The following is a 3,464-nucleotide window of genomic DNA, read 5'->3' as shown; positions in this document are numbered from 1 at the left end:
TGTCAAAGGATTTCGAGGCGACAATCGAATCCTCACTCGCATGGCTCCAATTGGCCCTCGCTTTCCTCCTTATGCGAAGGATTGCGCGGAAAAACGAAGCCGTTTGAATTTCGAGTCGGGCTCTGAGCAGACTGTCGAGACCCTTAAGAAGCTGGCGCTCGAGGGGAGGAGCGCCGCCTGGATCGCCGCGGCGCTGGGCGCGCCGTCGCGCAACGCCGTCATCGGCAAGGCCAACCGGATCGGGATCAAGCTCAACGGCGTTCGCTCGGCGCCCTTCGGGGGAGAGCCTGGCTTCGAACCGCGGCCGATCCCATGGGGCCGGGCGCGCTCGCCGTCGGTCGAAGGAGAGCCGCGTTCGGATGATGCGCCCGCCAAGCTCCCCTGGAGGGGAACCATTTCCAGGGCGCGAAGCCGCGCGCCGGCCCTCCTCCGCGCGACGCGACGGGCGGACCGGCGGGTCTACGCCACGGCCGAGGTGGGCGAAATGCGGCGCATCGGGCTCGCTGAGATCGGCGAGGCCCATTGCCGATGGCCGCTCGGCGATCCGATGCAGGAAGACTTCGCCTTTTGCGGTCTTCAGGTCGCCAGGGGTCACGCCTATTGCCCCGGCCATTGCCGGCTGGTTTACCGGGCGACGAGCTCGAGCGCTTGACCCGCGAAAAGGATCTGGGACATGAGTGCGGCGGTCAGAGGAATCCGCCGACGGACTGCATCTCCTCCGCGCCCGGCGTCGTGAGTCGGATCATGTCCAGCGCGAGCGCAAGCCATCCGCGGCTCATCGCATATTGCAGGGCCGCGTCGAAATCGGCGAGGCGGCCCATGTTCTCTCGCAAGAAGGCGGCCTGCGCTTCACTCAGCCGGAGTGACTGGCGCGCGCGGATTTTCTTCGCCTGGAAGATCGACAGCAGGGCCCGAGCATAGTCCTCGTCGGCCGGCAGTCTGGCCATGGATTCGCACTCCCACAAGCGTGGCGCCCGCGTCCGTCGCTCATATCGGGCGCCCGGAGCGCTCTTGGTTCGTCGCCCGAGCGCCGTCCGCGCGCCAAAACCACTATTTCGCGCCAAAATGTCGGATTCAGGGCTTCGGACGTCGGAGTGCTCACCAAAGCGACATTTTGCTGAAAACAGAGGCCGGCGTGGCCCGATTTCGCCAGAATGAGCCCCTTGATTTAAGGAATCGAGGCGGATCTCCCCTTCTGCCTGCAGGAGCCGGCGCACGCTCCGAAGTCCCCGGCCCCTACTCGGTCGGCGCCGGCTTTACCGGGATCGGGCCGTCGACGGTCTTTCCCGCCGCTTTCTCCAGCCGGGGCTTCAGCGCCCCGATGACGCGCTCGGTCTCAGAAGTCCAGCCGAGCGGCGCCGGGGCGGTCGGGCCGCTGCCCGACCCGCCGCCGGTCATGTGGACGACCTTGTAGCCCTCGTCCTTCAGCCGCTTCATGAGCATCGGGACCATCGCCGCCGTCCACGGATGATTGTCGTGCATCAGCAGCATGCCCTTGCGGCCGTTCTTTTCCAGCCGCTCCATCACCAGCTTCAGTTCCTCGTCGGGCGTCATCTTGTTCCAGTCGGACGCCCAGAGGTCGACCCCGAAGACGCCAACGTCGTTGGCGGCGAGCCACGCGTTGAGTTCAGGCGTGTCCGCGAAGCCGGGGTAACGGAAGAACGGCGCCTCGGGCTTCAGGTCCTTCGGTTTGGACCCCGACACGTCGCGCCCGTAGGCGGCCTTCTCGACCGCGATCATGCCCCGCAAAATGTCGGCGCGGGCCGCCGCATCGCCGCCGGACAGGTAGCGGAGGGTCGGCTGCGGGTGGGACCAGGTGTGAAACGCCACTGTATGCCCGTCCAGAACCTCGCGCCGGGCGAGTTGCGGCAGCCCCTCGGCGTTGCGGCCGATGTCGAAGAAGGTCGCGCGCACGCATTCCTCCTTGAGCGCGTCGAGGACTTTTGGCGTATTCGCGGCGTCCGGGCCGTCGTCGAAGGTGAGGATCACCTCGTGGTCAGTGAGCGGTATTGTCCGCGGGTAAGTCTTGAGGCCGACTTCGAGCCCACCCTGCGTCCCGACAGCGACGACGCGCGCCGTCCCGAGCCTGTCGGGGCCGCATTCGGCCGCCGCCGCGGCGCTCGCGCTCAGTCCCAGCGCCAGAAGCGCGCCGGCGATCCGCATTGACAATTCCTGTCGCTTAAGGGAAAGGGCCTTCTTGCTATCGGGGAGCGATGGGGTCAAGTGCGCGCCTTTCCGATTCCCGTTTACGGACCGTTACCGGGATCGTTCTAGTTTGTCCGCGGATATTTTGGGGTCGGCCGTTAATCGGCGGACCCAGGGCGGACGGGACAGGGGTCGATGACGCTGGACGGCAGGACGTTGTTTTCACGAGCTTTGGCAGGAGGCGCACTGGCGCTCGCCGGCCTGCTTGCGGGTTGCGGCGGCGGGAGCGGGCCGATCGACGTCGCGGGCCTCAACTATCCCAGGCCGCACGACTACCCCGTCCACGGGATCGACGTCTCCAAGTTCCAGGGCGAGATCGACTGGAACAAGGTCGCCGACAGCGGCGTGAAGTTCGCCTGGATCAAGGCCACTGAGGGCGGCGACCATGCCGACGAGCGCTTCCAGGCGAACTGGGAAGGGGCGAAGGCGGCGGGCGTGCCGCACGGCGCGTACCATTTCGTGTACTGGTGCCGGTCGCCGATGGAGGAGATGGCCTGGTTCGAGCAGAACGCGCCGGCCGATCCCGACGCCCTGCCCCCGGTGCTCGACGTCGAGGCGACCCCGACCTCGAAGACCTGCCACCGCCACCTAACGCAGGAGGGCGCGATCCACGACATGCAGGTCATGCTCGACGAGATGGAGCGCCACTACGGCAAGCGGCCGATCATCTACACGACCGTCGATTTTTACCAGGCTATTCTGGTCGACGGCGCCTTCTCCAACTATGCGATCTGGGTGCGCTCGACCAAATACCATCCGGCGGTGAAGTACGGCGACCGCGTATGGCGGTTCTGGCAGTACCAGTCTGACGGCACCGTGCCGGGGATCGGGGGCAAGGTCGACAGGGACGCCTTTTACGGCACGCAGGAGCAGTGGGCGAAGTTCTTGAGGGATCCTGCCGTCCGTCCCATCGAGAACGAACAACCCGCGGCGGCGGTCCAAGAGGCCGCCGCGGCGCCGGCGCCCGGGCCCGCGAACCCATCCGCCGCCGAAGCCCTCGCGCCCTCGGCGCCGCCGGACCCGGTCACCCAGTCGTCGGACGATCGCTAGAGCAAATGTCGTCCGGTTAAACCAGCTCCATCGTTGCAACCATCCGCAGGGAGTCGAAAGCGCCTGTCTGTCGACAGGCTCTGGCGACGAATCCGGTCGCCTCGGTGCGGTCGGCGCGAGGCATTTGGATTTCCCCGCGCATCCGCCGAACGAGGCGCATTGCGACTTTGGTGCACGGATAGGGCGGTGGCGGTCTTTTAAGGAGTTTA

The 3,464-nt window shown here is 66.5% G+C and carries 4 protein-coding genes; 2 read left to right on the top strand and 2 right to left on the bottom strand.

The genetic code is table 11. From position 1 onward, the window contains the following. The first annotated feature begins 103 nt into the window (after positions 1-103). Complete coding sequence (locus ACLP25_RS14050; protein WP_442469805.1) at positions 104-652, top strand: GcrA family cell cycle regulator; 549 nt, start codon at positions 104-106, stop codon at positions 650-652. A gap of 34 nt (positions 653-686) precedes the next feature. Here the strand turns inward: ACLP25_RS14050 and ACLP25_RS14045 are convergent, their stop codons facing one another. Further along, on the bottom strand, positions 687-947 hold the full coding sequence (locus ACLP25_RS14045; protein WP_442469804.1) for a hypothetical protein: 261 nt from the start codon (positions 945-947) through the stop codon (positions 687-689). A gap of 289 nt (positions 948-1,236) precedes the next feature. Continuing rightward, positions 1,237-2,163, bottom strand: a complete 927-nt coding sequence (locus tag ACLP25_RS14040; RefSeq protein ID WP_442469803.1) for a polysaccharide deacetylase family protein — start codon at positions 2,161-2,163, stop codon at positions 1,237-1,239. A 177-nt stretch (positions 2,164-2,340) separates the two neighbouring features. Between ACLP25_RS14040 and ACLP25_RS14035 the strand changes: the two genes are divergently transcribed. Next, complete coding sequence (locus tag ACLP25_RS14035; protein ID WP_442469802.1) at positions 2,341-3,255, top strand: glycoside hydrolase family 25 protein; 915 nt, start codon at positions 2,341-2,343, stop codon at positions 3,253-3,255. The last annotated feature ends 209 nt before the right edge of the window (positions 3,256-3,464 follow it).

Source organism: Roseiarcus sp., assembly GCF_052145395.1.
Lineage (GTDB): Bacteria > Pseudomonadota > Alphaproteobacteria > Rhizobiales > Beijerinckiaceae > Roseiarcus.
The sequence above is the reverse complement of the archived record's forward strand: the minus strand, read 5'-3'. Positions and strand labels throughout refer to the sequence as shown.

What these genes read in the sequence shown, in the direction of transcription:
- ACLP25_RS14045 (WP_442469804.1), bottom strand. Translation starts at nt 947, where the DNA reads ATGGCCAGACTGCCGGCCGACGAGGACTATGCTCGGGCCCTGCTGTCG.
- ACLP25_RS14040 (WP_442469803.1), bottom strand. Translation starts at nt 2,163, where the DNA reads ATGCGGATCGCCGGCGCGCTTCTGGCGCTGGGACTGAGCGCGAGCGCC.
- ACLP25_RS14035 (WP_442469802.1), top strand. Translation starts at nt 2,341, where the DNA reads ATGACGCTGGACGGCAGGACGTTGTTTTCACGAGCTTTGGCAGGAGGC.